The sequence below is a fragment of the Caulobacter sp. GW821-FHT10E02 genome (assembly GCF_059415225.1).
This window is the reverse complement of the sequence record NZ_JBWKMV010000001.1, coordinates 430,757-454,654: the sequence shown is the minus strand read 5'-3', so window position 1 is coordinate 454,654 and position 23,898 is coordinate 430,757. Positions and strand designations below refer to the sequence as shown.

Here is a 23,898-nt window from a genome sequence, read left to right as displayed (position 1 = left end):
CTACGATCTGGGTCCCGGCATTCGCCGGGAAGAACGGAGGTGGGGTTAGGCCGAGAATTCCCGGGCGAACATCGCCTCATACCCGGCGATCATCTCCTCGGCCTCCGGCGCGACCAACCGCGCCACGGCGGCCGCGAAGCTCACCGGCGCCAACCCAGAAGCGCTGACCACCTTGCCGTCGCTGACCGCGCGCGGCGTGTCGACATAGTGCTCGGCGCCCGCATAGCCCTCGACGGTCTTGGCCAGCCATTCCGCGCCGTTCGAGGTGTGCTTGCGCCCCTCGAACAGGCCGGCATGAGCCAGCGCCGTGGTCCCGGCGCAAATGCCGGCCACCGGCTTGCCGTCGGCGAAGGCCTGGCGCAGCAAGCCGCTGACCGCCTTGTTCTCGCCCTCGGCCCAGGCGTCGCTGCCGATCAGGATGAACAGGTCGGCGTCGTTCAGCACCGGATCGTCGAAGCGGTAGTCGGCCGCGGCCAGCACGCCGCCGATCGAGGTCTCCGGCGCGCCATCCGGCGTGGCGATCTCGATCTGGACCTTCAGCTCGCGGCGCAGCAGCGCCAGCACGCTCCCTGCCTCCCAATCGGCCCAACCCGGCTGCAGGAATGCGACGGCGACGGTCATGCTGATCTCCTCACGAGGGTGCTACCGGACGAACGCCCGAACACCTACATTGGCTGTCATGACAGACACAGCCGCCCTTTCAACCGCCGGATTCGACCTGACGCCGCCGAACGAGGCCGAGCGTGAACGCCTGGAGGCCGACCTGACGGCCGAAGAGGCGCGAGTCCTTCTGCACCACGGCACCGAGGCCCCGTTCTGCGGCGGCCTGCTGGGCGAGAAGAGTCCCGGCGTCTACGCCTGCCGCCTGTGCGGCCTGCCGCTGTTCAAGCACGAGACCAAGTTCGAGAGCGGCACCGGCTGGCCCAGCTTCTACGCGCCGTTCGCCGAGGACCACGTGCTGGGCATCCGCGACGACTCGTACGGCATGGTCCGCATCGAGACCCGCTGCGCCCGCTGCGACAGCCACCAGGGCCACGTCTTCCCGGACGGCCCGGCCCCGACGCGCCTGCGCTACTGCATCAACTCGGTGTCGCTGCAGTTCGTGAAGTCGGGCGATCCCCTCCCCGATCCGCTGCATCGCGGCGACAAGATCGCGGCCTGACCACAGGCCTGAGAGCTGGGGCGAAACCATCGTCTCGCCCCAGCTTTTCTCAATTCCTATCGAATTGATATGAATTGTTCGGAAGCGGCGGAATGGGGCATCTCCGCCGGGTAGCCAGAGTTGAGCCATGACCCCAGCGCCCTCCATCTTCGAAGCGCCCCGCCGCGATCGTGACGACCCGCCGATCCTGATCGTGCCGGGCCTCTACAACTCCGGCCCCGACCACTGGCAGAGCCATTGGGAGCGCGAGCTGCCGAACGCCCAACGCGTCGACCAGCAGGACTGGGAGCATCCGCTGCTGGGCGACTGGACCATCAGCCTGGCCGAGGCCATCCGCCAGAACCCCGGCGCGATCCTGGTCGCCCACAGCCTGGGCTGCGCCCTGATCTGCCACCTGGCCCAGGTGACCGGCGGACGCGGCGTCGGCGGCGCCATGCTGGTCGCCCCCGCCGACGTCAACCGCGAAGGCCCGGCGGGTCGTCTGCTGGTGGGGTTCTCGCCCATCCCGCGTCAGCGGTTGCCGTTTCCGAGCCTGGTCGTGGCGAGTCGGGATGATCCGTATGTCGAGATAGACCGCGCCGAAGCGTTCGCGCGGAGCTGGGGGTCGGAGTTCGTGGACCTGGGGCGTGCCGGGCACATCAACGTCGATAGCGGCCACGGGGCTTGGACGAAGGGGCGCGGGCTGCTGCGAGGTTTGGTGCAGCGGGTGCAGACTGAATGCCGGACAATCTAATTTACTAGATTCAAGGCACCTGCTCGTCCCAATACCAATGAAACGTCGATGCTGACGGAAACTAAGCCGCCCAACCGCCTCCCACGGGCCAGCGCAATCGAACCGCCCACTGATCAAACTGGATGTCGTAAAGCACAACCGCTCCAGCCGCGTCACGGGCCAAGCCGTCGCCTCCAACCGCTAAGTTGCGCCATTCGACCTGAGCGATCTCTTCCATAGGCGCGTTGATGTCCCGCCGCGCCCATGATGCTAGAAGGCCCAGAGAAAGCTTATCTTGAAGCTCCCGTTCGATAGGGGTCTTTCCGGCCGTATTGCGATGCCAAAGAGTGCGACGCATATATTGGACGAACTCAGGGTAGGCCATGTTCGGTTCCCGGCCCGGTCGAGCGTTTCTCGCTTTAGCTTCGGGACCGCGGTCCTGCCCCTCTTGACGCTGTGCGCCACCCAAAGCCCGATCAACGCGGAACGCTACGGCTTGAAACGCCATATAAACTAGTAGGACCCCCAAAGCGCCGGGGGCCCATTTTGGCAGCCATGGTGCGGAAAAAAACGAAACAGCGTCGTTTATTCCGCCAAGAATCAGGACGACGGTGCCGGCCAACGCCAGCAGTTGCGCGACGACGTTGCGTCGAACGAATTCGATTACCTGCCCCATAAAGACACGTTATCGGCGCTCGATCGGTTTGAGGAGTCAGCTCGAAGCGAACAGATCGCCACTTCTGTGCGCTCTTAGTTCAGCAATTGGGAACAAGGCAGCGAATGCTGAACCTACCGGCATAAGGACAAAGCACTCAGTATTACGCACCATGACCATCTAGATGGTCGTACAATCTCTCGAAAGAAAAGAAGTTGGTGCGGGCGGTCGGGGTCGAACCGACACTCCTTTCGGAACCGGATTTTGAGTCCGGCGCGTCTACCAGTTTCACCACGCCCGCAGGCTTCGCGTCTCCGCGAAGGGCGGTCTTCGTAGCAGGCGTTGACGGGTCGGTCTAGCATCGTGCGAACGGAGAATCCCGATGCTGAAACCCGGTCCGCGCAACCTGATCACCGACGTCCCCGGCCTGCGGGTCGGCTGCGTCGAGGACGAGGCCGTGCGCACCGGCGTGACGGTGGTGCTGTGCCCCGAAGCCTGGACGGCGGCGGTCGATGTGCGCGGTGGCGGGCCGGCGGTGCGCGAGACCGACACCCTGCGGCCGGAGAACAGTTTCTCGAAGGCCCACGCCATCTGCTTCTCGGGTGGTTCGGTGTTCGGCCTCGCCGCAGCGGACGGCGCGGCCGTGGCGCTGTCGGCGCGCGAGCATGGCCTGAAGCTGGCGCCGGGGACACCGGCCATCCCGATCGTGCCTGCCGCCTGCCTGCATGACCTGGGCAATGGCGGCGACAAGGCCTGGGGCCTCTCCCCGCCCTATCGCGAGCTGGGCATGAAGGCCGTCGCGGCGGCGGGCGAGGACTTCGCGCTGGGCTCGGTCGGGGCCGGACGCGGGGCGATGGCGGGGATCCGCAAGGGCGGGCTGGGCTCAGCCTCGATCGACCTGGGCGGCGGCCTGATCGTCGCGGCCCTGGTGGCGGCCAATCCGGTCGGCACGCCCTACATGCCCGACGGCGAGACCTTCTGGGCCTGGCCCTACGAGATCGACGGCGAGTTCGGCGGCCAGCGGCCGGGCGCGGACATGCCGCCCTCGATCGAGCCGATCCCGGACGATTCGAAGCTGGCCGCGCGGCTGAAGGCCGGGGCCAACACCACGCTTGCCCTGGTGGCGACCACCGCCGACCTCAGCACCGCCGAGGCCCAGCGGATGGCGATGATGGCCCACGACGGCATGGCGCGGGCGGTGCGGCCGTCGCACTCGCCGTTCGACGGCGATGTCTGCTTCGCCCTGGCCTCGGGCGCGGTGGCGCTGGGCCCCGATCCGATGCGCGGGCTGATGCGGGCGAAGATCGGCGCGGCGGCGGCCGACTGCGTGGCCCGCGCCATTGCACGCGCCGTGTACGAAGCCGCTAGGGCGGGCTGACCGTCTCGCCGCCGGTCAGCTGGACGGCGGCGGTTTCCAGGTGGTCCAGCAGGCGCTTGAACATCGCCACTTCGCTGGGCTGCAGCCCGGCCAGCAGGGTCGCCTCGTAGGCCAGCGCCAGCGGCGCGATCTCGGCGAACAGGCGACGGCCGGCGGCGGTCAGTTCCAGGGTGTGCGAGCGACGATCCGAGCGGACCGTGGTGCGGGCCACCAGACGACGGACGACCAGCTCCTGGGCGGCGCGGCTGACCCGAACCTTGTCCATGGCCGTGCGGGTGACGGCGGTGTGCTGGGTCAGGCTGCCCTCGGCCAGCACCGACATCAGCCGCCATTGCGGGATGGTCAGGCCGAAGCGGTCTTCATAGGCGCGGGCGATCAGGCGGCTGACGGCCGCCGAGGCCGTGGCCAGGCGATACGGGACGTAGTCGACCAGGCTGACGCCGGGCTCGGGCGCTTCGGGTGCGCCAGACGTGATCGTGGAGACCGTCGCGGTCATGCCCTTCCTTTCGTCCCTCCCGGGCGTGGCCGCCTTCCGGAGGAGCGGCCTTCGCCAATCCATCACGCCTCGGTCAGACGACCGCGCGTGCTCTTGGTGTGAGCGTCCCTCGCCCCTGTCTCAACGACGAGGCGAGTTTGCTCGAACGAAGGACCACATTCGCACGCCGCTTGGGCAGAGAATAGCCGTCTCGCCTTCCTGAACGGCGTTCTTATGCCCTCAGGGCGTCAGTGATGCTCGGCGCCGTGCGGCTTGTCCTTGGGCATCGGCGGCAGGACGGTCAGCGACCGCTGGCAATCCTCCAGCTCGCGCAGGCAGTTGGGACGGTTCCAGAAGTCGGCGAACTCGGCCACGGCCAGGCGCAGCAGCTGCTTGAATTCCCTGGAGTCCGGGCCCTTGGGCTCCTCGTGGTGGTGGTCGTCGTGCTTGGCTTCGGGCTTGTGAGCGGCCAGCAGCACGGTCTGGGAGCCGACGATCGTCACGTTGCGACTCAGCAGCTCGAACCCGCCGCCGCTGCGGCACTTGTCGTCGCACTTGTGCTTGTCGTGGCCGTGCTCGGCGCAGGTCTTTTCCTCGCCGTGCTTGTCGTCCTTGCCGTGCGCCGCGCCGTGATGGCCGTCCTTGTGGCCATCCTTCGGCTTCTCCTCGGGCGGCTTGCCCTCAATGGCGTCGGACAGGTGCTTGAAGGCCTTGGCGCAGGGGCCGCCGAACATCAGCAGCGGGCCGATCAGGCGCTTGACCTCGTCCAGCAGCTCGTGGGCCTTCTTCTCCAGCTCGCCCGAATGGGCGCTGGAGGCGGCCACGCACTTGGCCTTGATGGCCTCGTGGATCTTCTTGGGGACGCCGTCGGTCTTCTCGCCCTTGTCGCCGCGTCCGGTCAGGCGACCGGCGAAGAAGGCCAGGGCCGCGATGGCGATGCCGGCCAGAATCAGCAGGAACACCAGGGTCGGATCGAAGACCGGCACCGGCTGCTCGACCGGGAATTCAGACTGGTACACCGGGACCCCTCCACCACACAGCGTTCTGCGTCGCCATATGGTTAACGCAACAACGTTACGGATGCACGGCCAAGGTGCTCAGGTCGGGGCGGAAATGATGCTGGAGACCTTGGCGCCCGCGTCATAGCGCGACGGACCGCCATAGACGGTGACCTCGCAGAGGATGTCGCCGCCCTCGGCCGAGGCCCAGATGTAGCTGCGCTCGACCTCGACATAGCGGCCGGCCGGCGAGATGCCCTCGAAGGTGTCGCCCCAGGGCACGATTCCCTTCAGCTCCTGCCAGCGCAGGGTCACGGCGCGCGAAAGCTCATCGCGCGCCATGGCCTCCAGGTCGGGATCGCCGATCGGACTGCTCAAAGGCCTCAGCCTTCGGCGGTGTCGCGGAAATAGGCCTCGACCTCGCCCTGCAGCTTCAGGGTCATGGCGTTGCCCTTGCGGTCGACGGTCTTGCCGGCCGCGACCCGCACCCACTTCTCGCTGATGCAGTATTCCTCGACATTGGTCTTCTCGACGCCCTTGAAGCGGATGCCGATGCCGCGCTCCAGCAGGTCCGCGTCATAGAACGGGCTGTCCGGGTTGACGGAGAGGCGGTCGGGAGGCGTGTCGCTCATGGTCTCTGGCTTTCGTCTGGGCCGCGCGGCCCCAATGTCTTGGCCGGCGGTGATAGCGATGAAACGCCGAAAGTCCAAGTCGGAGCGACCCGCCTCCCCTCTTCCGTCTAGTCCTGCTGGTCTTCCTTGACCGGGTCGGCGGCCGACACCGTGCCGTCGTTGTTGGTGTCGTGGTGGTTGAACATCCGCCAGCCCGAATAGTCGAACTCGGCGCGGGTGATGGCGCCGCTCTTGTCGCTGTCGAGCACGCCGAAGCGGACGTCGGCCTGGCGCATCTGGCGCTCGCGTTCCTCTTCCTTCTTCTCGGGCGTGCGGTCGTCGGCGGCGAGCTTCTTCTCCAGGCGCGCCTTGAACTCGCCGACATATTCGGACCGTGACAGCGAGCCGTTCTTGTCGGCGTCGGTGGCGGCGAACTGCAGGGCTCGGGTGGCGGCGAACTCGTCCTTGGAGACGACGCCGTCGCCGTTCTGGTCCTGCTCCTTGATGAAGGTGTCGCGGGCGTGCGAGGCGGCGAAAGCGCTACCGGCGCCCAGCGAGGCGACCAGGGCGGCGGCGAGGATGATGCGGGTCTTCATGGGGTCTCGTCCTAGCGGAGGGATTCGAAGGTCAGGGCGTAGGTGAAGCTCTGGCCCGGCTGGCCGGCGGCGGCCGGGGCGACGCGGTGGCGGGTCTGGACGTGATAGAGACCCGAGTGGTCCGGCTTCACGGCGAAGCGGCCCTTGGCGTCGCTGGTGACGGTCTTGGGCGCGGGCTTACTGTCTGCGTAGCGGTCCTCGGCGGCCACGAACTCGATCGCCTGGTTGGCCAGCGGCTTGCCGTCGAACAGCACCTCGAACACCGCGTCCTGGCCGGTGACGATCTTGCTGGGGTGGGTGACGGCCTTGAACTCAAGACCCTTGCCGATGGGCGCGAGAGCCGCGTCGTTCGGCGCGCCGCGCGTCACATAGACATCGGCCATGGTCAGGCTCTGCATGTCGATGGCGTCGGCCGGAGCCTTCTCGCCCTCGAAGAACTGCCACTCGCCCTTGACCAGCGCGGCCTTGGCCGTGCGGCCGCCGCGCAGGCCAGTGGTGATACGATAAGTGCCGGGCTTCTCGGTGACGGCTTCCACCAGCGCCAGTTCGCGCGTGTAGACCGGAGTCAGCGGGATGCGAACGCCGTCGGGGCCGATCACGGCGTAGGCGTCCGACTTCATCACCACTTCCGGCGTGAAGAAGCTCTCGGTGAAGGCGCCCTGCACGGTGACGATCTTGCGGTCCGAGGCGTCGAACACCGTCGGCAGCAGATAGGGCGAGTGGGCCTGGGCGGCCGGGGCAGCCAGGGCCAGCAGGAGCGCGCCGCCCAGCAGGCCAGCGCGGAGAGAACGGATCATCGGGAGCACCCCAGGCGCCGCTCCAGTCGCGGCGAAACTGGGGATATTGCGATTAGTTCTAAGAATCAATTGCAAATAGCTTGACCGGTCGGGGCGCCAGCTTTAGGCCGTCACCATCAATTGCGACTAATTCGCAAACGCACCATCGAAGGGGATATCGATGTCTCGCCTGAAGCTCGCCGCGTTCGCGGCGGCCTCCACCGCCGCCCTCCTGGCCACTGTCGCGCACGCTGCGGACGCCACGCCGGCTGACGCCGTCGAAGTCGACAAGGTCACCGTCACCGCCACGCGCTCGGAGAAGTCGGTCGACAAGGTCCCGGCCACCGTCACGGTCATCTCGTCGGACGAGATCGAGGATGGCCTGGTCAAGGACATCAAGGACCTGGTCCGCGACGAGCCGGGCGTGTCGGTCCGCAGCGCCCCTGCCCGCTTCACCGCCGCCGGCGCCTCGACGGGCCGTGACGGCAATGCCGGCTTCAACATCCGTGGCCTGGAAGGCAACCGCGTGCTGATCGTCGTCGACGGCGTGCGCGTGCCAGACGGCTTCGCCTTCGGCGCCCAGTCGACCGGTCGCGGCGACTATGTCGACCTGGACATCCTGAAGTCGGTCGAGATCGTGCGCGGCCCCGCCTCGGCCCTGTACGGCGCCGACGGCCTGGCCGGCTCGGTCAGCTTCATCACCAAGGATCCGTCGGACATCGTCAAGGACGGCAAGTCCTTCGCCGGCCGCGCCCGCGTCGGCTACGCCTCGGCCGACGAGAGCTGGACCGAGAGCCTGCTGCTGGCCGGCAAGTCGGACCGCTGGGAAGCCCTGGCCGCCTATACCCGCCGCGACGGCAAGGGCCAGAAGACGGCCGGGACCAACGACTCGGCCAATACCGACCGCACGACCGCCAACCCCGAGGACAACCAGTCCAATTCGTTCCTGGGCAAGCTGGTCTACAGCCCCAATGACAAGAACCGCTTCCGCCTGACGGTCGACCACCTGGATCGCGACGTCGACTGGACCGTGCTGTCGGCCATCGCCAAGCCGCCGCTGGCCTCGACCAGCGTCATCGGCCTGACCGCCTTCGACAAGGTCAAGCGCAACCGCGTCAGCGCCGACCACCGCTTCGACGGCGGCGAGGGCCTGATCAACGCCGCCCGTTCGACCGTCTACTGGCAGAAGAGCACCACCCGCCAGTTCTCGGCCGAGGACCGCTCGACCGCCGTCGATCGCACCCGCGACGCCACGTTCGACAACCGCGTCCTGGGCGCCAGCGTCGAGCTGCACAGCGTCTTCGACTCCGGCGATCTGAAGCACGAGATCGTCTGGGGCGGCGACGCCTCGATCACCCGCCAGCAGGGCACCCGCGACGGCACCGTGCCGCCGGCCGGCGAGACCTTCCCCGCCAAGGCCTTCCCGACCACGGACTTCACCCTGACCGGCCTCTATGTACAGGACGAGATCACCGCCGGTCCGGTGTCGATCTACCCGGCCGTCCGCTTCGACTACTACAAGCTGGCCCCCAAGGCCGACCCGCTGTTCACCACCGCCTCGTCGGGCCAGAACGACTCGCACATCTCGCCGAAGCTGGGCGTGGTGTGGAACGCCAGCGACGTCGTCACCGTGTTCGCCAACGCCGCGGCCGGCTTCAAGGCCCCCGCCCCGATCCAGATCAACACCGGCTTCGCCAACCTGATCTCGAACTACAAGTCGATCTCCAACCCCGACCTGAAGCCCGAGACCAGCAAGACCATCGAAGGCGGCGTCCGCTTCCACCAGAGCGGCTTCCGCGCGGCCGTCACGGCCTTCACCGGCAAGTACGACGACTTCATCGAGCAGGTGCAGGTGCGCGGCACGTTCACCGCCGCCGATCCGGCCGTCTACCAGTACATCAACCTGTCGGACGCCAAGATCAGCGGCGCCGAGGCCAAGGCCTCGTACGACTTCGGCAACGGCTTCACGGCCCGCGCCGCGGCCTCCTACGCCAAGGGCTCGTCCAAGACCAACGGCGTGCGCACTCCGCTGGTGTCGATCGACCCGGTCAAGCTGACCGGCGGCGTCGCCTATCGTGACCCCGCGGGCCGGTTCGGCGGCGACCTCAGCGTCATCCACTCTGACCGCAAGTCGGCCAGCAAGGCGGGCGTCACCTGCACCGGCGGCTGTTTCCTGCCGCCGTCGTTCACCGTCGCCGACGCCACCGCCTGGTTCGCGGTGACCGACGCGGTGACCGTGCGCGCCGGCGTCTTCAACCTGACCGACGAGAAGTACTGGTGGTGGAGCGACGCCCGTGGCCTCGCCGACACCTCGACCGTCAAGGACGGCTACAGCCAGCCCGGCCGCAACTACAGTGTCTCCCTTGCGCTGAAGTTCTAAGCTGGGAATGGAGCGGCGCGCGTGGGCCGGGAAGCCGCGCGCGCCGCATATCCTGCAAGCAAGCGCCTCGGTCCCGCCGGATCGGGGCGTTTTGCGCTTAAGGGCCGCGACATCGCCGAAAGCCCTTACACTTTGCGCGCTCTCGCTTTACCACCGACCGCGTCACGACTTCGGAGTTCGCATGCTGCGTCGCCTCTACGACTGGGTCATGGGCCTGGCCGCTTCCCGCCACGCTCCGGTGAGCCTGTTCGCCGTCTCGTTCGCCGAGAGCTCGTTCTTCCCGATCCCGCCGGACGTGATGCTGGCCCCGATGGTGCTGGCCAAGCCTGAGAAGGCCTGGCGCTACGCCCTGATCTGCACGCTCGCCTCGGTGCTGGGCGGCGCGCTCGGCTGGTGCATCGGCTACTTCCTGCGCGACTTCGGCCTGTGGATGATGGCCGCGACCGGCCACACCGGCGGGCTGGAGCAGTTCCAGTGCTGGTACGGCAAGTACGGCGTCTGGGTGATCCTGGCCAAGGGCCTGACCCCCATCCCCTACAAGCTGGTGACCATCGCCTCGGGCCTGGCCGCGTTCAGCTTCCCGATCTTCCTGGCCGCCTCGGCGGTGACGCGCGGCGCGCGCTTCTTCCTCGTGGCCTTCATCGTCAAGAAGTTCGGCCCGGCCATGATGCCGATCGTCGAGCGTCGCCTGGCCCTGTTCGCCGGAATTTTGATCGCCCTCCTTGTCATCGGCCTGGGCGCCAGCCACTTCATCGGTGGGGGCGGACATGCTGGAGCTTGCGCCGCGTGACGAACAACGATCCGAAGACTGAGATTCCGGCCGGCGGCGAGCCGCCCCTGGCCACGCCTGTGCGCGGCCCCGCGCCGGTCGCCGCGCCGGCCCCGACCAAGACCTTCATCGGCGTCGTCTACGATCTGGTGACCCGCGAGTGGCCGCTGGTCGCGCTGCTGTCCAGCGCCCTGATGCTGGCCATTGCGCACTCGTTCGAGACCTTCGGCCACCTCGCCCCCTGCCATCTCTGCCTCAAGGCCCGCGAGGTCTACTGGCTGGCCGGGACCGTCGGCCTGATCGGTGCGATCCTGCAGCGCACGCCGCTGTGGACCCGCCTGCGCCAGCCGGTGAACCTGCTGCTGGGCGCGATCTTCCTGTACGGGACGGGCCTGGCCGTCTTCCACGCCGGCGTCGAGTGGAAGTGGTGGCCGGGTCCGACCACCTGCACCGGCGGCAGCGTCGCCAGCGCGACCAACCTGTCGGCCATGCTGAACGGCACGGCCCAGGTCAAAGCCCCGATGTGCGACAAGGCCGCCTGGGTGTTCCTGGGTCTGTCGATGGCGGGCTGGAACGCTCTCGTCTCGCTGAAGCTGACCGTCTGGTCGGTGCTGGCGGGCCTGCGCAAGGCGGAGACCCTCTGATGGTTCGTCCGGTCCCGCCTCGCCCCGGTCAAGGCGCGCTGGCTTCGCGCCTCGCCGAGATCCTGCGCGTCGACCAGGCCGGCGAACTGGCGGCCGTGCACATCTATCGCGGTCAGGCGGCCGTCATGCGCGCCGCCCCCGGCCGCGAGCGCATCGCCGACCAGCTGAAGGAGATGGAGGGCCACGAACAGGTCCACCTCTCGCGCTTCAACGAACTGCTGAGCGAGCGCGGCGTGCGCCCGACCCTGATGTCGCCCGTCTGGCGCGCCGCTGCCTTCGCCCTGGGGGCCGGCACCGCCCTGCTGGGCGACAAGGCCGCCCACGCCTGCACCGAGGCGGTCGAGAACGTCATCGAGAAGCACTATGCCGGCCAGATCGAGGAGCTGAAGGACCGCGACCCGGCCCTGGCCGCCGAGCTGACCCAGTTCCGCGACGACGAGCTGGGCCACCGCGACATCGCCGTCGAGGAAGGCGCTCACGAAGCCGTCGCCTATCCGCTGCTGACCGCCGTGATCCAGGCCGGCTGCCGCGCCGCCATCAAGATCAGCGAGAAGATCTGACCCCGGACTTGGCGCCGCTTTCCGGCGGGCCTACCGATGCTCCCCAACAAGACCTTCGTGTTGGGGAGTCGCCTACTTGTCGTTCCGTACCTTCGCCGCCTGCGCGGCGTCGCTGCTGGCCCTATCGACGGCGGCATTTTCGCCCGCTTGGGCCGCCGAGCCCTTGAAGACCAGCGAACTCTCCCTCAGCACCGGCGGCCCGATGCCCGCCGAGCAGCGGGCCCTGGCGTTCGATCACGCCGACCTGAAGTTCAAGATCCTGCCCGACAAGAAGGCCATCGAGGGCGAAGCGACCCTGACCTTCACGGCCAGGAGCGCGCTGGACAAGCTGGTCCTGGACTTCGACCGCGTCTTCACGATCCGCAAGCTGACGGTCGATGGCAAGGCGGCGACCTGGACCAATCCAGAAGGCCGGATGACCATCAAGCTTCCGAAGGCGGTGGCCAAGGGCAAGGTGGTGACCGTGGTCGTCGCCTATGACGGCGTGCCGCTGGAGGCCAAGCGCGCGCCCTGGGACGGCGGCTTCGTCTGGAGCACGGCCCCCACCGGCGAGCCCTGGATCGCCACGGCCGTGCAAGGCGACGGCTGCGACATCTTCTGGCCCTGCATCGACTATCCGACCGGCGAGCCCAAGCTGGTGGACCTGCACATCACCGTCCCCGCTCCGCTGGTCGCCCCGGCCAATGGCGTCTTCAAGGGCATGACCGAGAAGGACGGCTGGCGGACCTACAACTGGCAGGCCAAGAACCCCAACACCTACGCCATCGCCCTGGATGTCGGCCCCTACGAGGAGCTGACCGCCCCCTACAAGAGCCGCTTCGGCGACAGCTTCCCGATGTCGTTCTGGTATCTCAAGGGCAGCGCCGACAAGGCCAAGGGCCTGTTCGCCGAGTTCGCGCCGATGCTGGACTTCTACGAGCAGATGATCGGCCCCTACCCCTTCCGCGACGAGAAGATGGGCGTGGTCGAGACTCCGCACCTCGGGATGGAGCACCAGACGATCAACGCCTACGGCAACAAGTACAAGAAGGAGGTCTACGGCTTCGACTGGCTGCTGCAGCACGAGTTCGCGCACGAGTGGTTCGGCAACCAGCTGACCAACAGCGACAATGACGACATGTGGCTGCACGAGGGCTTCGGCACCTACATGCAGCCGCTGATGTCGCAATGGCTGCACGGCGACATGGAGTACATGGCGCGCCTGAACCAGATGCGGATCGACAGCAAGAACCGCTTCCCGATCGTCTCCGGCAAGCAGCTGGTGGAAGACGAGGTTTACAACCCCGACCGCGGGCCCGGGAACGACATCTACTACAAGGCCGCCAACGTCCTGCACACGCTGCGCACCCTGATCGGCGACGAGGCCTTCTTCCGCATCACCCGCATCGCCGTCTATGGCCGCGATGACCCCAAGCCCGGCAACTTCACCACCCGCTATCTGGGCACCAGGGACTTCATCAAGATCGTCAACCAGGTGACCGGCAAGGACTACGGCTGGTTCTTCGACGTCTATCTCTACGAGGCCGCGCAGCCGGACCTGCTGGAGACGCGCGAGGGCGGCGACCTGGTGCTGAAGTGGAAGACGCCCGGCGACAAGCCCTTCCCGATGCCGGTGGAGGTCAAGGTCGGCGGAAAGGTGGTTACCGTGCCGATGGCCGACGGGACCGGTCGCGTGGCCGTGGGCGACACCGTGCCGGTGATCGTCGACCCCGCCTCCAAGGTCCTGCGCCGCCAGCCCTATCTCGAGGATTACCTGGCCTGGAAGAAGGTCCAGGACGATGCCGCCAAGGCTGAAGCCGAGGCCAAGAAGAAGGCTGAAGCCACGAAACAGTAAGACGAGGCTAACCCTGTCCGTTCACCGGATGGCGCGACCTTCGCTGTTAGGACACCCGCGTCCTTCCGGAGGTCGCGTCCCATGTTCAAGCCCGTCCACTTCGTCAACGCCGCGCGCTTCACGCTCGTGGCCGGATCCCTGGCCGTGGTGGTGCTGACCCTGGGTCCGTTCCAGGGCGCCGAGGGCCACTTCGGCCTGACCGACAAGGAAGCCCACGCCATCGCGTTCGGCGGCCTGCTGGCGGTGTCGTTCCTGGCCTTCCCGAAGATGCGCCGCAACGACCTGATGATCGCGGCCCTGGTGCTGGGCGCGGCCGTCGAGGTCGCCCAGGTCATCGCCCATCGCGACGGCAATGTCGCCGACTGGCTGGCCGACGCGGCCGGCATCCTGACCATCTACGGCGCCAGCATGATCGAGACGGTCCGCAAGATGGCCCGCGAGCAAGGCGACCTGACCTTCGCGCAGATTAAGGCGATGGACCGTCGCCGGGGCCGCCGTCGTCGCGCGACGGCGTTCGAACCCCAAGAAGGCGGCGCGCCCAGCTTCGCCGAACGCGCCGCGAAACGCTTTCCGATCAGGTAATGCGCTTGACGCTGACCGGGTCGCTGCCCGGGAAGCTCTCTTCCAGGCCCTCGTCCAGCAGAGCCTCTTGACGGTTCTCCGACTGCTCGACCTTGGCGGCCAGCTGGTCGTGCTTCTCGTTCTCGGCCAGCGGACGCTTGGCTTCCCGCGAGTGCGGCGCGTCGATGTGCCGGTCTTCCGGACGGACCTTGGCTTCCGAGGCCATGTCGGCCGTCGAAGCGGCGGTGCCGTGCGTGAAGTGGCGTTGGTCGTCGGTGGTGGGTTGTCGGCTCATGGCGTTATCTCCCGTGGCTTTTCGCCTCGGATGTAAAAACCCGCCGGTCGAGGTTACGGTTGCATGGTCGGGGACCCGCCACAGCCGTTGTGTCAGCGCCGAAATATTTCAGGCCGCCCCCTGGAACCTTGGCCATGAGCCCGCATTTAAGACTCAGCTTCGGCGGTCAATCCCCTTCCGCCCACAGCCACGGCCCGGGACAGCTATCCCCTCATGCACAGCCCGGGCCGTTTTGCTGTCTGAAGCCGAAGGCGCTTACGCCTCCAGCTCGATATCCCAGTACAGATAGTCCAGCCAGCTGACGTGCAGTCGGCCCGGCGGGAAGCGGCGGCCGCGTTCCTGCAGCTCGTGCATCGACGGGCGGCGGGCGTTGTGGAAGGGCTGCATGCCGGCTTCGCGCGGCGTGCGACCGCCCTTGCTGAGGTTGCAGGGCGCGCAGGCGGTGACGATGTTCTCCCAGGTCGTGCGGCCGCCGCGCGAGCGGGGGATCACGTGGTCGAACGTCAGGTCCTCGGGCGAGCCGCAATACTGGCAGCTGAAGCTGTCGCGCAGGAACAGGTTGAAGCGGGTGAAGGCCGGCGGCCGCTCCTGCGGGACGTACTGCTTCAGCGCCACGACGCTGGGCAGCCGCATCTCGAAGGACGGCGAATGGACGACCTGGTCGTAGCTGGCCACGACGTCGACGCGATCCAGGAACACCGCCTTGATCACCTCCTGCCAGGGCCAGAGGGACAGCGGATAGTAGCTGAGTGGCCGGAAGTCGGCGTTGAGCACCAGGGCCGGCATGCCCGATGGTGGACGCGTGAGGACCTGCATCAGAGCCCCCCTTCAAGGCGAACGTCAAAACGTTCAGCGCCTCGGCTGATGTGATACGCGACAGGACTGAAGACGGGCCTCCTTCCTACGCTATTCAGGGAATCGCCATTCATTCCCGAACGCATGGAAAGGATGGGCCATGTCAGCGACAGAACCAAGACATCTCGCCGACGGGTCCTAGAAAGGCGCGATCTCGCGTCGTTTCACGGCGCCGTAGCAGGCCCAGAGCAGATGGGCGGCGACACCGCGATACGGCCGCCAGAGTTCGGCGCGCTTGTAGGCCTGCTTCTCGTTGGGCCGGACCTCGGCGTTGTCGGCCCAGCGCATGGCTTCCTGCAGGGCGACGTCGCCGGCCGGGAAGATGTCGAGGCGGCCTTGGGTGAACATCAGATAGACCTCTGCGGTCCAGCGGCCGATGCCGGTGATGGCGGTCAGGGCCGCGATCGCTTCCTCGTCCGACAGGCCCGGCAGGGCGTCGAAGTCGCAGGTCCCGTTCAGATGGGCGTGGGCGATGGCGTGGGCGTAACGGGCCTTCGGATGAGAGAGGCCCAGCGACAGCAGGTAGTCCTGCTCATGCCCCATCACCCGCTCGGGCGTCATCTCGGGCAGGCCCGCCTCGACACGCGCCCAGATGGCGGCGGCCGAGGCCAGGGAGACCTGCTGTTGCACCACCATCTTCAGCAGGCCCGGGAAACCGCCCGTGCTCACCCGCCATTCGAACGGCGGGGTCACGGCCTCCATGGCCGCCAAGGCCGGGTCGGCGGCGGCCAGGGCCTTGCGGGCTTGAAGAAGGGCGTCGGCGGTGGGCGGAACGAACATCGGCCGCAAGGGACCCTGCCCCGCGGCCGCTGACAATCCGGAACTTGCTGAACTATCCGATGCTGGTGATTTCGATCTCGCCGCCTGGCGCGGGCGAGACGTCGCCGACCACCTTGCCCAGCAGGGCGCGGGCGATCGGGGCGACATAGGACACCGAGCCCTTGGCCGGGTCGGCCTCGTCCTCGCCGACGATGCGGAAGGTCTGCACGCGGCCGTCCTCGCGCTCGAAGGTCACGCGGTCGCCGAACTGCACGGCGGTCTTGTCGGGATCGCGCTCCATCAGCTGGGCGGTCGCGCGGCGGGCCGACCAGTAGCGCAGGTCGCGGGTGGCGCGGGCCATGGCGGTGCGGTCACCGTCGGCGGCCCCGCCAGCGGTCTGGGCCGCGCTGTAGGCGGCGCGCGCGGACGCCAGCTCGGCCTCGATCATGGCCAGGCCTTCGGGCGTCACGAGATTGGGCTGGGTGGAGATCGGGCGATCGGGCAGATCAGCCGCGAAAGCCTCGCTGTCGCCTTCCTTGGTGAAGGCGACGCTCATCGGAAGAAGTCTCGGATCATGGGGATTGCCTGCGACGCGTACGGATGAAACAGCGTCGGAAAGGCTAACGCGTCCAGTCCTGGTTAGCTCCGCTAAAGCAAAGCTTCAAGCAGGCCGAACGCCGCGGCGGGTGGCGCTGGGGGATCAGCAGCCGGCCCCGCCGTTCGCGAGCAAGCGGTCTTAGATAACGACGCCGGCGACAGCGGCGGCGACGCCCAGGGCGATGACGAGGAAATAGCCGGCGGCCAGACGGTCGAAGGCGTTTTCAAAGGCGTTGAGCGTGCGTTGCATGGGTAGTCCCTCCAGTTCGTGTTCCTGCCCCCGATGGGCCTGGCCGGCCTCCGCCAAACCAATTTGAACGATGCTTAGATAACACCAATCTGAACGACGTCAAGATAATCTGTACAGTGTTTGGATGAAAATTTGGAAAGGTGCTGTTACAGTCCGATCCGATGAGCACCGCGACCGCCGAATCCCGCCCGTATCACCATGGCGACCTGAGCCGCGCCCTGGTCGACGCCGCCCGCAAGATCCTCGAGACCGAGGGTCCGGCGGCGCTGTCGCTGCGGGCCGTGGCGCGCGAGGCCGGGGTCAGTCCCGCCGCGCCCTACCACCACTTCAAGGACAAGGCCGAACTGCTGGAAGCCGTCGCCCACGAGGGCTGGCACGAGCTGGACGTGGCGCTCTCCACCGCCCGCGCCTCGACGGAAGACCCCCGCTCGCGGATGACCAATATCGGCGTGGCCTATGTCTGCTTCGCGCGTGACAACCCGGCCCTGTACCGCGTGATGTACGATCGCTCGCGCGACAAGGACGCCCTGCCCGACCAGCTGAAGGACGACGGCGCCTACTGCCAGGTCCGCAACACCATCAACGAGAACAGCGGCGGCCACGTCAGCGACATCGACCTGGAGCTGGCGACCATCGCCGCCTGGTGCGCCGGCCACGGCCTGGCCGAGATGATCGGCTTCAAGCAGTTCACGTCGCTGAAGGCGCAGCTGGGCGGCGAGGAAGCCTTCCTGCGCGCGGTGTTCGAGCACCTGGGCATGTTCGCGAAGTTCACCGATCCGGCCTGAGGCCCACGTGCGCTTCGCCACCCGGTTCGCCCCCTCCCCGACGGGCTATCTGCATCGCGGCCATGCGTTCTCGGCGCTGACGGCCTGGCGCGCCGCGCAGGACGCCGGCGGTCGCTTCCTGCTGCGCATCGAGGACATCGACGCCACCCGCTGCCGGCCGGAGTACGACGCGGCGATCTTCGAGGACCTGGCCTGGCTGGGCCTGGAGTGGGAAGAGCCCGTGCGCCGGCAGTCCGAGCACCTGGCCGACTTCCATGCGGCCATCGAGACCCTGCGTGAGCGCGGCCTGGTCTATCGCTGCTTCAAGACCCGCAAGGAGATCGACATCGGCCGCGCCCCACACGAGCCGGCGGTTCCGTATGTCGGCGAGCCCCTCCCCGCTGACGAGGAAGCCGAACGCCTCGAACGCGGCGAGGCCTTCGCCTGGCGGCTGTCGCTGACGGCGGCGCGGGAAGCCCTGGGCGGGTTCGAGGGCCTGACCTTCGTCGAGCAAGGCGCGGGCCCCGACGGCGAGACCGGCGTCATCCAGGCCCGTCCCGAGACCGCCGGCGACATCGTCCTGGCCCGCAAGGACGTCGGCGTCGCCTACCACCTGGCCGTAGTCCACGACGACGCCCTGCAAGGCGTCACCCACGTGATCCGGGGCGTGGATCTGTTCGAGGCCGCTCACATCCAGCGCCTGCTCCAGGCCCTGCTAGGCTACCCGACGCCGATCTACCGGCATCATGGTCTGCTGGTCGGTCCGGACGGCAAGCGGTATGCGAAGCGGGATAGGGCCCAGACGCTGCGGGAGCTACGGGCGGCGGGGATGAGCCCCGCCGAACTGCGGGCCGAACTCGGCTTCTCCTGAATTCAGGAGGTCTTGCCCGCCTGCTCGACCAACTGCCCCATCGCCTTTAGATAGTTCGAAAACGCCGCCCGTCCGGCCTCGGTCAAACGCACGCGGGTCAAAGGCTTCCTACCGACAAAGCTCTTGTCGATCGCCACATATCCCGCCTCCTCCAGCTTGCGCAGGTGGATCGACAGGTTGCCCTGGGTCACCTCCAGCACGTCCTTGAGCTCGGTGAAGTCGGCGACCTCGGCGCTGGCCAGATAGGCGACGATCCCCAGCCGCACGCGGCCGTGGATGACGTCGTCCAGCCCGCTGATGTCGAACCTCGGACCCACGATCGTCTCAGGCGGCCGGCCGCAGGGCCTGGCGCATCATGAAGAAGCCGGGGGCGGCCATGAACGCGAACAGGCCGAAGCTGGCGATCAGCAGATAGAGGTCAGCGCGCTCGATCAGCACGCCCATGGCCACGCCGCAGACGATCCAGCCCATGGCCACCGCCAGCGTCCACATCCGCCGGCGCAGCACGAAGGTCACCTGCCAGACCGCGCCCTGCAGGATGAACACCACCGCCGGATGGAACAGCCAGTAGTGGAAGTCCTTGTGACGCGCGGCAGCCGCGGCGAAGACGATGATCAAGGCCAGGTTCGCCACCCCGGCCGCCGAGAAGGCGGCGTTCACCGCGCGGTTGGTGACGCCGCGCTGGGGGTTCTTGCGGTCCAGGATGATGACGATGGTCATCAAGATCAGGAAGATCACCGTCGGGAGCCAGGCCAGCCACATGTTGCCGGCGAAGCCCAGGCTGACCCAGCCCCACTCCTGGGCGACATAGATCAGGGTCTGGATGCCGTAGAGCACGCCGGCCGAGCCGTAGAGCGCGCCCCCGGCCACGCCCAGCCCGCCGCGCTCACCCGCGCCATCGGCCAGGCCGCGCAGGAAGGCCAGGTCGTCCTGGACGGTCTTGAGATGATCTTCGGACATGCCGATCCCCTTCAGCGCTGCATCATGGACGGTCACAGGATTCGACCCAACAGCGGCATGCGGCGCAGGGCCATGGTGGTCAGCCAGCTGAGGGCCACCGCCCCGCCGAACACCGCGCAACCCTTGGCGAGGCCGCCCCAGCTCTGCGGCAACAGCAGCCAGGCCAGCCACGAGGTGAAGACGTAGTGGGTCAGGTACATGCCGTAGGCGTTGGCCTGAAGGCTCTTTGAGAGCGGGCCGGTCTTGCGGACGAAGCGCAGGAAGGTCGCCAGGGCCGCGAAGGACAGGCCCGCGCAGGCCAGGGCGAACATCACGCCGCCGAACGTATCCAGGAACAGCCGGGGCGGATGCTGCGGCGACATGGCCATGATGAAGACGGCGATGACGCCCACGATCGGCAGGACCGGCGCGACCTGCCAGAGCCACCAGCGCTTGGCCAGCTTGCCCTCCGGATCGGTCAGGCCATAGCCGACGCCCGCCGCGCCGACCGCGACCCCGGCCAGGAAATAGATAAAGTAGTGCAGCACCCGCGAGGTCTGGACCATGAACGGCCCGACCTGCGTCCAGTGCATGAAGCCGAACGTCGCGCTCATCGGGATGTAGGCGATGGCGCTGAGGGCGGTCAGGCCCAGGAAGAAGTGGAGCGGCTTGGCCTCCGCGCCCTCCGCCAGCCGGCCGAGCGCCTCGATCACGCCGGGGAACACGATGTGGGCGGCGGTGATCAGCGCACCGAACGCCAGCAGCACCCACAGGAACCAGGCTGGGCCGCTGGGCCAGAACGGCAGGTGGGTCCAGGCGTCGACGAAGGCCGGGAGCGAACCTGCCCCGCCCGCCTGTAGCCACGCCGGAAAATAGCCCAGCGGCGCCAGCAGTCCCGCGGCGAGCACGAACGGGATGCCCAGACGCAGGACCCTTCCTCCCAGGAACCCGCCTTCGCCCTTGGCCCGCAGGCCGTCGGCGACGAACAGGCCGGAGATGAAGAACATCAGCGACATGAAGAAGAGGTCGTTGACCATGGTCAGCAGCCCGAACGGCGCGAATTGCTGAGGATCACGGACCGGAAACGCCATCCACAGGTACGGCGCCGCGTCGAAAGCCTGAACGGGCGGCGGCTGCGGCGTGTAGGCCAGCACCGTGTGGTGGGCGATCACCAGCAGGGTGACGAAGGCGCGCAAGGCGCCGATCGGAGCGTTGCGACTACCGAGCTGCGCAACGGTCGATCGTTCGGCGGCGCCGAGAGGCGCGTGCATGGGTTGATCCTCCCCTTGAAGATGTCCGCACCATGTATCAACAAGTTTGTTTTGTAAACTAGTCTATCAAACGCCGTTTTGTGATGTGGCGCGCGAGCTTGTGCGCGCCGCTCTCAGCGAACCCAGTAGCTGTAGCGATACCCGGGCTCGAAGCCCTCGTCGGCATAGAGCGCGATCGCCGGAGCGTTTTCGGCCTCGACCTGCAGCCAGGCGCGATCGGCGCCCAGCGCGCGCGCCTCGGCCAGCAGGGCGCGCAAGACCCGCCGGGCTAGACCCTTGCGGCGATGGTCGGGGACGGTGCGCATGCCGAAGATCCCGGCATAGCCGCCGCCGATGGCGCTGGCTCCGATCGCGGCCGGAGCGCCGTCGATATCCAGCCGGGCGAAGCGGGCCGGCGCGGGGATACGGCCGAGAGCCTCCAGCCGCTCGCGGCCGTCCTCCGGATCGCCGGCCGTGGCGGTGAACACGGCCTCGAAGGTGGCGTCGGGCGCGTCCGAGACACGGATGGCGGCATCGCCCGCCCCGCCCGTCGGACCCAGCATCACCAGGGTCGTCTTGCAGGGCGCGTAGCCCCGAACCGCCAAGCGCTCGGCCAGGTCGGCCGGCGCCACCACGCCGTCGGTAAGCTTGAAGCGCGGCGGCAGGCCGCGCTCGGCGAACCAGGCCTCCGTGGCGTCCAGCGCCGCCTCGACCTCGCGGTCCGGCGCCGCCAGCGGCCAGCAGGCGTTGATCCGCATCGAGCGGCCGGACGAAGCGTTGAGCCGCCAACCGCCCAGCCGCGCCCGCTCGCGGGCCGGCCAGGCGTCGTCGGCCAGGGGTTCGAGCGCTGCTGGGTCGATCACTTCTCGGCCAGCAGCTTCTCGACGATGCCCTTGGCTTCGGCGCTGGACCAGTCGGCCGGACCGCTCATCCGAGCGCGCTCGCGGCCCTGGCGGTCGTAGATCACCGTGGTCGGGAAGCCCTCGGCCTTGGGCGTCAGCGAGAACGACATCTTGTAGGATGGGTCGCGATACGTCTTCAGCGGCGGGTTGGCGGCCATCTCCTCGTTCACGAGATTCAGGTCGCCGTCACGGTCGACGCTGATCGGCAGCACGGTGACCGGCTGGGTCGCGTAGGTGGCCTGCAGCTTGGCCAGGGTCGGCATCTCGGCCTTGCACGGCGCGCACCAGGTCGCCCACAGGTTCATGACCACCACGCGGCCCTTGAAATCGGCCAGGGTCGCCGGCTTTCCGTCCAGGCTGGTGAAGACGGTGTCGGGCGCGGCGCGCGGCGTGGACGGCACGTCGAGCTTTACCAACGTCCCTTTCTTGAATTCTGTGAGGTCGGCGGGCCCTGAGGGTTTGAACGAAGCACTGGCGATGACGTATAGAACCGCCGCCACGCCGACGAGGAAGACGCCGCCCAGCGCCAGCCTCACAGGGTTGCGCTTCTTGGCCGCCGCCTCCGATTGGACTTCGCTCATATGACCGACAACGCCTCCGATACGCCCAAGGCCGACAAGGGCCAGGGTCAAGCCATGTGGGGCGGTCGGTTCTCGGCCAAGCCGGCGGAACTGATGCAGGCGATCAACGTCTCCATCGGCTTCGACAAGCGCCTCTGGGCGCAGGACCTGGCAGGCTCCCGCGCCCACGCCCGGATGTTGATCAGCCAAGGTGTGATTGCAAGCGCCGACGGTGAGGAAATCCTCAAAGGGCTCGACGCCATCGAGGGCGAGATCACGGCCGGGGCCTTCCCGTTCCGCGACGAATACGAAGACATCCACATGAACATCGAGGCGCGGCTGCGCGAGCTGATCGGCGCGACCGCCGGCCGGCTGCACACCGCCCGCTCGCGCAACGACCAAGTTGCCGTCGACTTCCGTCTGTGGGTCCGCGACGCCGCCGACCGCTCGGCCGCCCAGCTGGAGGCCCTCCAGAAGGCCCTGCTGGCCCAGGCCGAGGCCTATGCCGACGCCCTGATGCCGGGCTTCACCCACCTGCAGCCCGCCCAGCCGGTGACCTTCGGCCACCACCTGATGGCCTATGTCGAGATGTTCGGCCGCGACGCTAGCCGCTTCCGCGACGCCCGCGCCCGCATGAACGAGTGCCCGCTGGGCGCGGCGGCTCTCGCCGGTTCGCCCTTCCCGATCGATCGCCACCAGACGGCGGCGGCCCTGGGCTTCGACCGTCCGACGGCCAACTCGCTGGACAGCGTCTCGGCCCGCGACTTCGCTCTGGAAGCCCTGTCGGCCGCCTCGATCACCGCCACGCACCTGTCGCGCCTGGCGGAAGAGATCGTGCTGTGGACGACGCCGATGTTCGGCTTCATCAAGCTGACCGACGCCTTCACGACCGGCAGCTCGATCATGCCGCAGAAGAAGAACCCGGACGCCGCCGAGCTGATCCGCGCCAAGGTCGGCCGCATCCTCGGTTCGCTGACCACCCTGACCGTGGTCATGAAGGGTCTGCCGCTGGCCTATTCGAAAGACATGCAGGAGGACAAGGTCCCGACCTTCGAGGCCTTCGACGCGCTGGAGCTGTCCCTGCTGGCCATGGCCGGCATGGTCGCCGACCTGACCCCGAACACCGACAAGATGGCCCAGGCGGCCGGCGCGGGCTTCTCGACCGCCACCGATCTGGCCGATTGGCTGGTGCGGACGCTGAACATGCCTTTCCGCGACGCCCACCACGTGACAGGCTCGGCGGTAAAGACGGCCGAAGGCCTTGGCGTCGATCTGGCCGATCTTACCTTGGAACAGTTCCAGGCGATCGAGGCCCGGATCACCCAGGACGTCTACGCCGTTCTGACCCCGGCCGCCTCGGCGGCCAGCCGCATGAGCTACGGCGGGACCGCCCCCGCCCAGGTCCGCGCCCAGATCGCGCGTTGGAAGGAAGTCCTCGCATGAAGTCGCGTTCTGTCACCCTGCTCGCGCTGACCGCCCTGGCCCTGACGGCCGCCGCCTGCGGCAAGCAAGGCACGCTGGATCGTCCCGCCCCGCTGTGGGACCCGGTCAAGAAAGCCGCCTGGGAAGCCGAACGCCGCGCCGCCTCGGCCCAGGCCAACCAGCCGGCCCGCGCCGGCGGCGCCCAGGAAGTCCGCGACCCGGCCTCCAGCGACCGCACCATCCGCGCCGCGCCCCTGCCCGGCACCAAGGACCCGTTCGGCGGCCCTTCGGCCAAGGGCTTCCCCGGCGCTACCCCCAACTAA

General features: G+C 67.9%; 31 protein-coding genes and 1 tRNA gene. 13 read left to right on the top strand and 19 right to left on the bottom strand.

Annotated features, from left to right (window positions below; translation table 11 throughout):
- Positions 1-45: 45 nt before the first annotated feature.
- On the bottom strand, positions 46-621 hold the full coding sequence (locus AC07NI_RS02220) for a type 1 glutamine amidotransferase family protein (protein ID WP_494615672.1): 576 nt from the start codon (positions 619-621) through the stop codon (positions 46-48).
- Between the two features lie 58 nt (positions 622-679).
- Here AC07NI_RS02220 and msrB point away from each other — a divergent pair, with 58 nt between their 5' ends.
- The gene (gene msrB / locus AC07NI_RS02215; RefSeq protein ID WP_494615666.1) at positions 680-1,162 is read left to right on the top strand and encodes a peptide-methionine (R)-S-oxide reductase MsrB; all 483 of its coding nucleotides are present in this window, start codon (positions 680-682) and stop codon (positions 1,160-1,162) included.
- Positions 1,163-1,289: 127 nt separating this feature from the next.
- On the top strand, positions 1,290-1,895 hold the full coding sequence (locus tag AC07NI_RS02210; RefSeq protein WP_494615661.1) for an alpha/beta hydrolase: 606 nt from the start codon (positions 1,290-1,292) through the stop codon (positions 1,893-1,895).
- Between the two features lie 61 nt (positions 1,896-1,956).
- Here the strand turns inward: AC07NI_RS02210 and AC07NI_RS02205 are convergent, their stop codons facing one another.
- Both AC07NI_RS02205 and AC07NI_RS02200 read right to left on the bottom strand, forming a co-directional pair.
- On the bottom strand, positions 1,957-2,550 hold the full coding sequence (locus AC07NI_RS02205; RefSeq protein WP_494615658.1) for a hypothetical protein: 594 nt from the start codon (positions 2,548-2,550) through the stop codon (positions 1,957-1,959).
- A 195-nt stretch (positions 2,551-2,745) separates the two neighbouring features.
- Positions 2,746-2,830, bottom strand: a tRNA-Leu gene (locus AC07NI_RS02200).
- An 81-nt stretch (positions 2,831-2,911) separates the two neighbouring features.
- Here AC07NI_RS02200 and AC07NI_RS02195 point away from each other — a divergent pair.
- Positions 2,912-3,907, top strand: a complete 996-nt coding sequence (locus AC07NI_RS02195; protein WP_494615654.1) for a P1 family peptidase — start codon at positions 2,912-2,914, stop codon at positions 3,905-3,907.
- On the opposite strand, the gene AC07NI_RS02190 is transcribed toward AC07NI_RS02195, so the two are convergent.
- The 6 genes from AC07NI_RS02190 to AC07NI_RS02165 all read right to left on the bottom strand — a co-directional run bounded on the left by AC07NI_RS02190 (position 3,894) and on the right by AC07NI_RS02165 (position 7,384).
- A complete protein-coding gene (locus AC07NI_RS02190) occupies positions 3,894-4,403 on the bottom strand; it encodes a MarR family winged helix-turn-helix transcriptional regulator (RefSeq protein ID WP_494615651.1) in 510 nt (169 codons plus the stop codon). The genes AC07NI_RS02195 and AC07NI_RS02190 overlap by 14 nt on opposite strands.
- Before the next feature lie 227 nt (positions 4,404-4,630).
- Entirely contained in the window at positions 4,631-5,401 is a 771-nt protein-coding gene (locus AC07NI_RS02185; RefSeq protein WP_494615650.1) for a hypothetical protein, read from the bottom strand.
- A 78-nt stretch (positions 5,402-5,479) separates the two neighbouring features.
- Complete coding sequence (locus tag AC07NI_RS02180) at positions 5,480-5,722, bottom strand: hypothetical protein (RefSeq protein ID WP_494618215.1); 243 nt, start codon at positions 5,720-5,722, stop codon at positions 5,480-5,482.
- A gap of 41 nt (positions 5,723-5,763) precedes the next feature.
- Entirely contained in the window at positions 5,764-6,012 is a 249-nt protein-coding gene (locus tag AC07NI_RS02175; RefSeq protein WP_494615645.1) for a DUF3297 family protein, read from the bottom strand.
- Between the two features lie 107 nt (positions 6,013-6,119).
- Positions 6,120-6,587 (bottom strand): EF-hand domain-containing protein, encoded by a 468-nt coding sequence (locus AC07NI_RS02170; RefSeq protein WP_494615643.1) that lies wholly within the window; start codon positions 6,585-6,587, stop codon positions 6,120-6,122.
- Between the two features lie 11 nt (positions 6,588-6,598).
- The gene (locus AC07NI_RS02165; RefSeq protein ID WP_494615640.1) at positions 6,599-7,384 is read right to left on the bottom strand and encodes a DUF4198 domain-containing protein; all 786 of its coding nucleotides are present in this window, start codon (positions 7,382-7,384) and stop codon (positions 6,599-6,601) included.
- Between the two features lie 160 nt (positions 7,385-7,544).
- Between AC07NI_RS02165 and AC07NI_RS02160 the strand changes: the two genes are divergently transcribed.
- The 6 genes from AC07NI_RS02160 to AC07NI_RS02135 all read left to right on the top strand — a co-directional run bounded on the left by AC07NI_RS02160 (position 7,545) and on the right by AC07NI_RS02135 (position 14,132).
- Complete coding sequence (locus AC07NI_RS02160) at positions 7,545-9,743, top strand: TonB-dependent hemoglobin/transferrin/lactoferrin family receptor (RefSeq protein ID WP_494615638.1); 2,199 nt, start codon at positions 7,545-7,547, stop codon at positions 9,741-9,743.
- A 181-nt stretch (positions 9,744-9,924) separates the two neighbouring features.
- Positions 9,925-10,533 carry a YqaA family protein gene (locus tag AC07NI_RS02155; protein WP_494615635.1) on the top strand — a complete coding sequence of 203 codons (609 nt, stop codon included), beginning with the start codon at positions 9,925-9,927 and terminating at the stop codon, positions 10,531-10,533.
- Positions 10,530-11,156, top strand: coding sequence for a disulfide bond formation protein B (locus AC07NI_RS02150; protein ID WP_494615632.1), 627 nt, complete (start codon positions 10,530-10,532; stop codon positions 11,154-11,156). Before AC07NI_RS02155 ends, AC07NI_RS02150 begins: the two co-directional genes overlap by 4 nt.
- Positions 11,156-11,716, top strand: coding sequence for a demethoxyubiquinone hydroxylase family protein (locus tag AC07NI_RS02145; RefSeq protein ID WP_494615627.1), 561 nt, complete (start codon positions 11,156-11,158; stop codon positions 11,714-11,716). The genes AC07NI_RS02150 and AC07NI_RS02145 overlap by 1 nt, the downstream gene beginning before the upstream one ends.
- A 76-nt stretch (positions 11,717-11,792) precedes the next feature.
- Positions 11,793-13,550, top strand: coding sequence for a M1 family metallopeptidase (locus AC07NI_RS02140; RefSeq protein ID WP_494615623.1), 1,758 nt, complete (start codon positions 11,793-11,795; stop codon positions 13,548-13,550).
- Positions 13,551-13,631: 81 nt separating this feature from the next.
- Complete coding sequence (locus AC07NI_RS02135) at positions 13,632-14,132, top strand: VanZ family protein (protein WP_494615619.1); 501 nt, start codon at positions 13,632-13,634, stop codon at positions 14,130-14,132.
- Here the strand turns inward: AC07NI_RS02135 and AC07NI_RS02130 are convergent.
- The 5 genes from AC07NI_RS02130 to AC07NI_RS02110 all read right to left on the bottom strand — a co-directional run bounded on the left by AC07NI_RS02130 (position 14,125) and on the right by AC07NI_RS02110 (position 16,867).
- A complete protein-coding gene (locus tag AC07NI_RS02130) occupies positions 14,125-14,406 on the bottom strand; it encodes a hypothetical protein (RefSeq protein WP_494615616.1) in 282 nt (93 codons plus the stop codon). The genes AC07NI_RS02135 and AC07NI_RS02130 overlap by 8 nt on opposite strands.
- A gap of 255 nt (positions 14,407-14,661) precedes the next feature.
- On the bottom strand, positions 14,662-15,225 hold the full coding sequence (locus AC07NI_RS02125) for an HNH endonuclease (RefSeq protein ID WP_099576605.1): 564 nt from the start codon (positions 15,223-15,225) through the stop codon (positions 14,662-14,664).
- Positions 15,226-15,399: 174 nt separating this feature from the next.
- The gene (locus tag AC07NI_RS02120; protein ID WP_494615615.1) at positions 15,400-16,041 is read right to left on the bottom strand and encodes a DNA-3-methyladenine glycosylase family protein; all 642 of its coding nucleotides are present in this window, start codon (positions 16,039-16,041) and stop codon (positions 15,400-15,402) included.
- 52 nt (positions 16,042-16,093) lie between these two features.
- On the bottom strand, positions 16,094-16,576 hold the full coding sequence (gene greA, locus AC07NI_RS02115) for a transcription elongation factor GreA (protein WP_494615613.1): 483 nt from the start codon (positions 16,574-16,576) through the stop codon (positions 16,094-16,096).
- A gap of 180 nt (positions 16,577-16,756) precedes the next feature.
- Positions 16,757-16,867, bottom strand: a complete 111-nt coding sequence (locus AC07NI_RS02110; RefSeq protein WP_494615611.1) for a hypothetical protein — start codon at positions 16,865-16,867, stop codon at positions 16,757-16,759.
- Positions 16,868-17,028: 161 nt separating this feature from the next.
- Here AC07NI_RS02110 and AC07NI_RS02105 point away from each other — a divergent pair, with 161 nt between their 5' ends.
- Together AC07NI_RS02105 and gluQRS are read left to right on the top strand one after the other, a co-directional pair.
- Positions 17,029-17,652, top strand: a complete 624-nt coding sequence (locus AC07NI_RS02105; protein ID WP_494615609.1) for a TetR/AcrR family transcriptional regulator — start codon at positions 17,029-17,031, stop codon at positions 17,650-17,652.
- 7 nt (positions 17,653-17,659) lie between these two features.
- Positions 17,660-18,502 (top strand): tRNA glutamyl-Q(34) synthetase GluQRS, encoded by an 843-nt coding sequence (gluQRS, locus tag AC07NI_RS02100; RefSeq protein ID WP_494615607.1) that lies wholly within the window; start codon positions 17,660-17,662, stop codon positions 18,500-18,502.
- Positions 18,503-18,504: 2 nt separating this feature from the next.
- On the opposite strand, the gene AC07NI_RS02095 is transcribed toward gluQRS, so the two are convergent.
- The 5 genes from AC07NI_RS02095 to AC07NI_RS02075 all read right to left on the bottom strand — a co-directional run bounded on the left by AC07NI_RS02095 (position 18,505) and on the right by AC07NI_RS02075 (position 22,174).
- Positions 18,505-18,819 (bottom strand): winged helix-turn-helix domain-containing protein, encoded by a 315-nt coding sequence (locus AC07NI_RS02095; protein ID WP_494615603.1) that lies wholly within the window; start codon positions 18,817-18,819, stop codon positions 18,505-18,507.
- Between the two features lie 7 nt (positions 18,820-18,826).
- The gene (locus AC07NI_RS02090; protein ID WP_494618213.1) at positions 18,827-19,477 is read right to left on the bottom strand and encodes a hypothetical protein; all 651 of its coding nucleotides are present in this window, start codon (positions 19,475-19,477) and stop codon (positions 18,827-18,829) included.
- A gap of 17 nt (positions 19,478-19,494) precedes the next feature.
- Positions 19,495-20,712, bottom strand: coding sequence for an acyltransferase family protein (locus AC07NI_RS02085; protein WP_494615602.1), 1,218 nt, complete (start codon positions 20,710-20,712; stop codon positions 19,495-19,497).
- Positions 20,713-20,825: 113 nt separating this feature from the next.
- Complete coding sequence (locus tag AC07NI_RS02080; RefSeq protein WP_494615600.1) at positions 20,826-21,554, bottom strand: GNAT family N-acetyltransferase; 729 nt, start codon at positions 21,552-21,554, stop codon at positions 20,826-20,828.
- The gene (locus AC07NI_RS02075; RefSeq protein WP_494615598.1) at positions 21,551-22,174 is read right to left on the bottom strand and encodes a TlpA family protein disulfide reductase; all 624 of its coding nucleotides are present in this window, start codon (positions 22,172-22,174) and stop codon (positions 21,551-21,553) included. Before AC07NI_RS02075 ends, AC07NI_RS02080 begins: the two co-directional genes overlap by 4 nt.
- Here AC07NI_RS02075 and argH point away from each other — a divergent pair, their 5' ends adjacent.
- Positions 22,175-23,596: an argininosuccinate lyase gene (argH, locus tag AC07NI_RS02070; RefSeq protein WP_494615595.1), complete on the top strand. Its 1,422-nt coding sequence runs from the start codon at positions 22,175-22,177 to the stop codon at positions 23,594-23,596. It begins immediately after the preceding gene.
- Positions 23,593-23,898, top strand: coding sequence for a hypothetical protein (locus AC07NI_RS02065; protein ID WP_494615589.1), 306 nt, complete (start codon positions 23,593-23,595; stop codon positions 23,896-23,898). Before argH ends, AC07NI_RS02065 begins: the two co-directional genes overlap by 4 nt.

Bases quoted from the DNA above. Each gene is read 5' to 3' on its own strand.
- AC07NI_RS02210 (WP_494615661.1), top strand. From the start codon at position 1,290: ATGACCCCAGCGCCCTCCATCTTCGAAGCGCCCCGCCGCGATCGTGAC.
- AC07NI_RS02075 (WP_494615598.1), bottom strand. From the start codon at position 22,174: ATGAGCGAAGTCCAATCGGAGGCGGCGGCCAAGAAGCGCAACCCTGTG.
- AC07NI_RS02175 (WP_494615645.1), bottom strand. From the start codon at position 6,012: ATGAGCGACACGCCTCCCGACCGCCTCTCCGTCAACCCGGACAGCCCG.
- AC07NI_RS02155 (WP_494615635.1), top strand. From the start codon at position 9,925: ATGCTGCGTCGCCTCTACGACTGGGTCATGGGCCTGGCCGCTTCCCGC.
- argH (WP_494615595.1), top strand. From the start codon at position 22,175: ATGACCGACAACGCCTCCGATACGCCCAAGGCCGACAAGGGCCAGGGT.
- AC07NI_RS02130 (WP_494615616.1), bottom strand. From the start codon at position 14,406: ATGAGCCGACAACCCACCACCGACGACCAACGCCACTTCACGCACGGC.
- AC07NI_RS02105 (WP_494615609.1), top strand. From the start codon at position 17,029: ATGAGCACCGCGACCGCCGAATCCCGCCCGTATCACCATGGCGACCTG.
- AC07NI_RS02145 (WP_494615627.1), top strand. From the start codon at position 11,156: ATGGTTCGTCCGGTCCCGCCTCGCCCCGGTCAAGGCGCGCTGGCTTCG.
- msrB (WP_494615666.1), top strand. From the start codon at position 680: ATGACAGACACAGCCGCCCTTTCAACCGCCGGATTCGACCTGACGCCG.
- AC07NI_RS02190 (WP_494615651.1), bottom strand. From the start codon at position 4,403: ATGACCGCGACGGTCTCCACGATCACGTCTGGCGCACCCGAAGCGCCC.
- AC07NI_RS02180 (WP_494618215.1), bottom strand. From the start codon at position 5,722: ATGGCGCGCGATGAGCTTTCGCGCGCCGTGACCCTGCGCTGGCAGGAG.
- AC07NI_RS02120 (WP_494615615.1), bottom strand. From the start codon at position 16,041: ATGTTCGTTCCGCCCACCGCCGACGCCCTTCTTCAAGCCCGCAAGGCC.
- AC07NI_RS02170 (WP_494615643.1), bottom strand. From the start codon at position 6,587: ATGAAGACCCGCATCATCCTCGCCGCCGCCCTGGTCGCCTCGCTGGGC.
- AC07NI_RS02110 (WP_494615611.1), bottom strand. From the start codon at position 16,867: ATGCAACGCACGCTCAACGCCTTTGAAAACGCCTTCGACCGTCTGGCC.
- AC07NI_RS02195 (WP_494615654.1), top strand. From the start codon at position 2,912: ATGCTGAAACCCGGTCCGCGCAACCTGATCACCGACGTCCCCGGCCTG.
- AC07NI_RS02135 (WP_494615619.1), top strand. From the start codon at position 13,632: ATGTTCAAGCCCGTCCACTTCGTCAACGCCGCGCGCTTCACGCTCGTG.
- AC07NI_RS02160 (WP_494615638.1), top strand. From the start codon at position 7,545: ATGTCTCGCCTGAAGCTCGCCGCGTTCGCGGCGGCCTCCACCGCCGCC.
- AC07NI_RS02165 (WP_494615640.1), bottom strand. From the start codon at position 7,384: ATGATCCGTTCTCTCCGCGCTGGCCTGCTGGGCGGCGCGCTCCTGCTG.
- AC07NI_RS02220 (WP_494615672.1), bottom strand. From the start codon at position 621: ATGACCGTCGCCGTCGCATTCCTGCAGCCGGGTTGGGCCGATTGGGAG.
- AC07NI_RS02065 (WP_494615589.1), top strand. From the start codon at position 23,593: ATGAAGTCGCGTTCTGTCACCCTGCTCGCGCTGACCGCCCTGGCCCTG.
- greA (WP_494615613.1), bottom strand. From the start codon at position 16,576: ATGAGCGTCGCCTTCACCAAGGAAGGCGACAGCGAGGCTTTCGCGGCT.
- AC07NI_RS02205 (WP_494615658.1), bottom strand. From the start codon at position 2,550: ATGGGGCAGGTAATCGAATTCGTTCGACGCAACGTCGTCGCGCAACTG.
- AC07NI_RS02085 (WP_494615602.1), bottom strand. From the start codon at position 20,712: ATGCACGCGCCTCTCGGCGCCGCCGAACGATCGACCGTTGCGCAGCTC.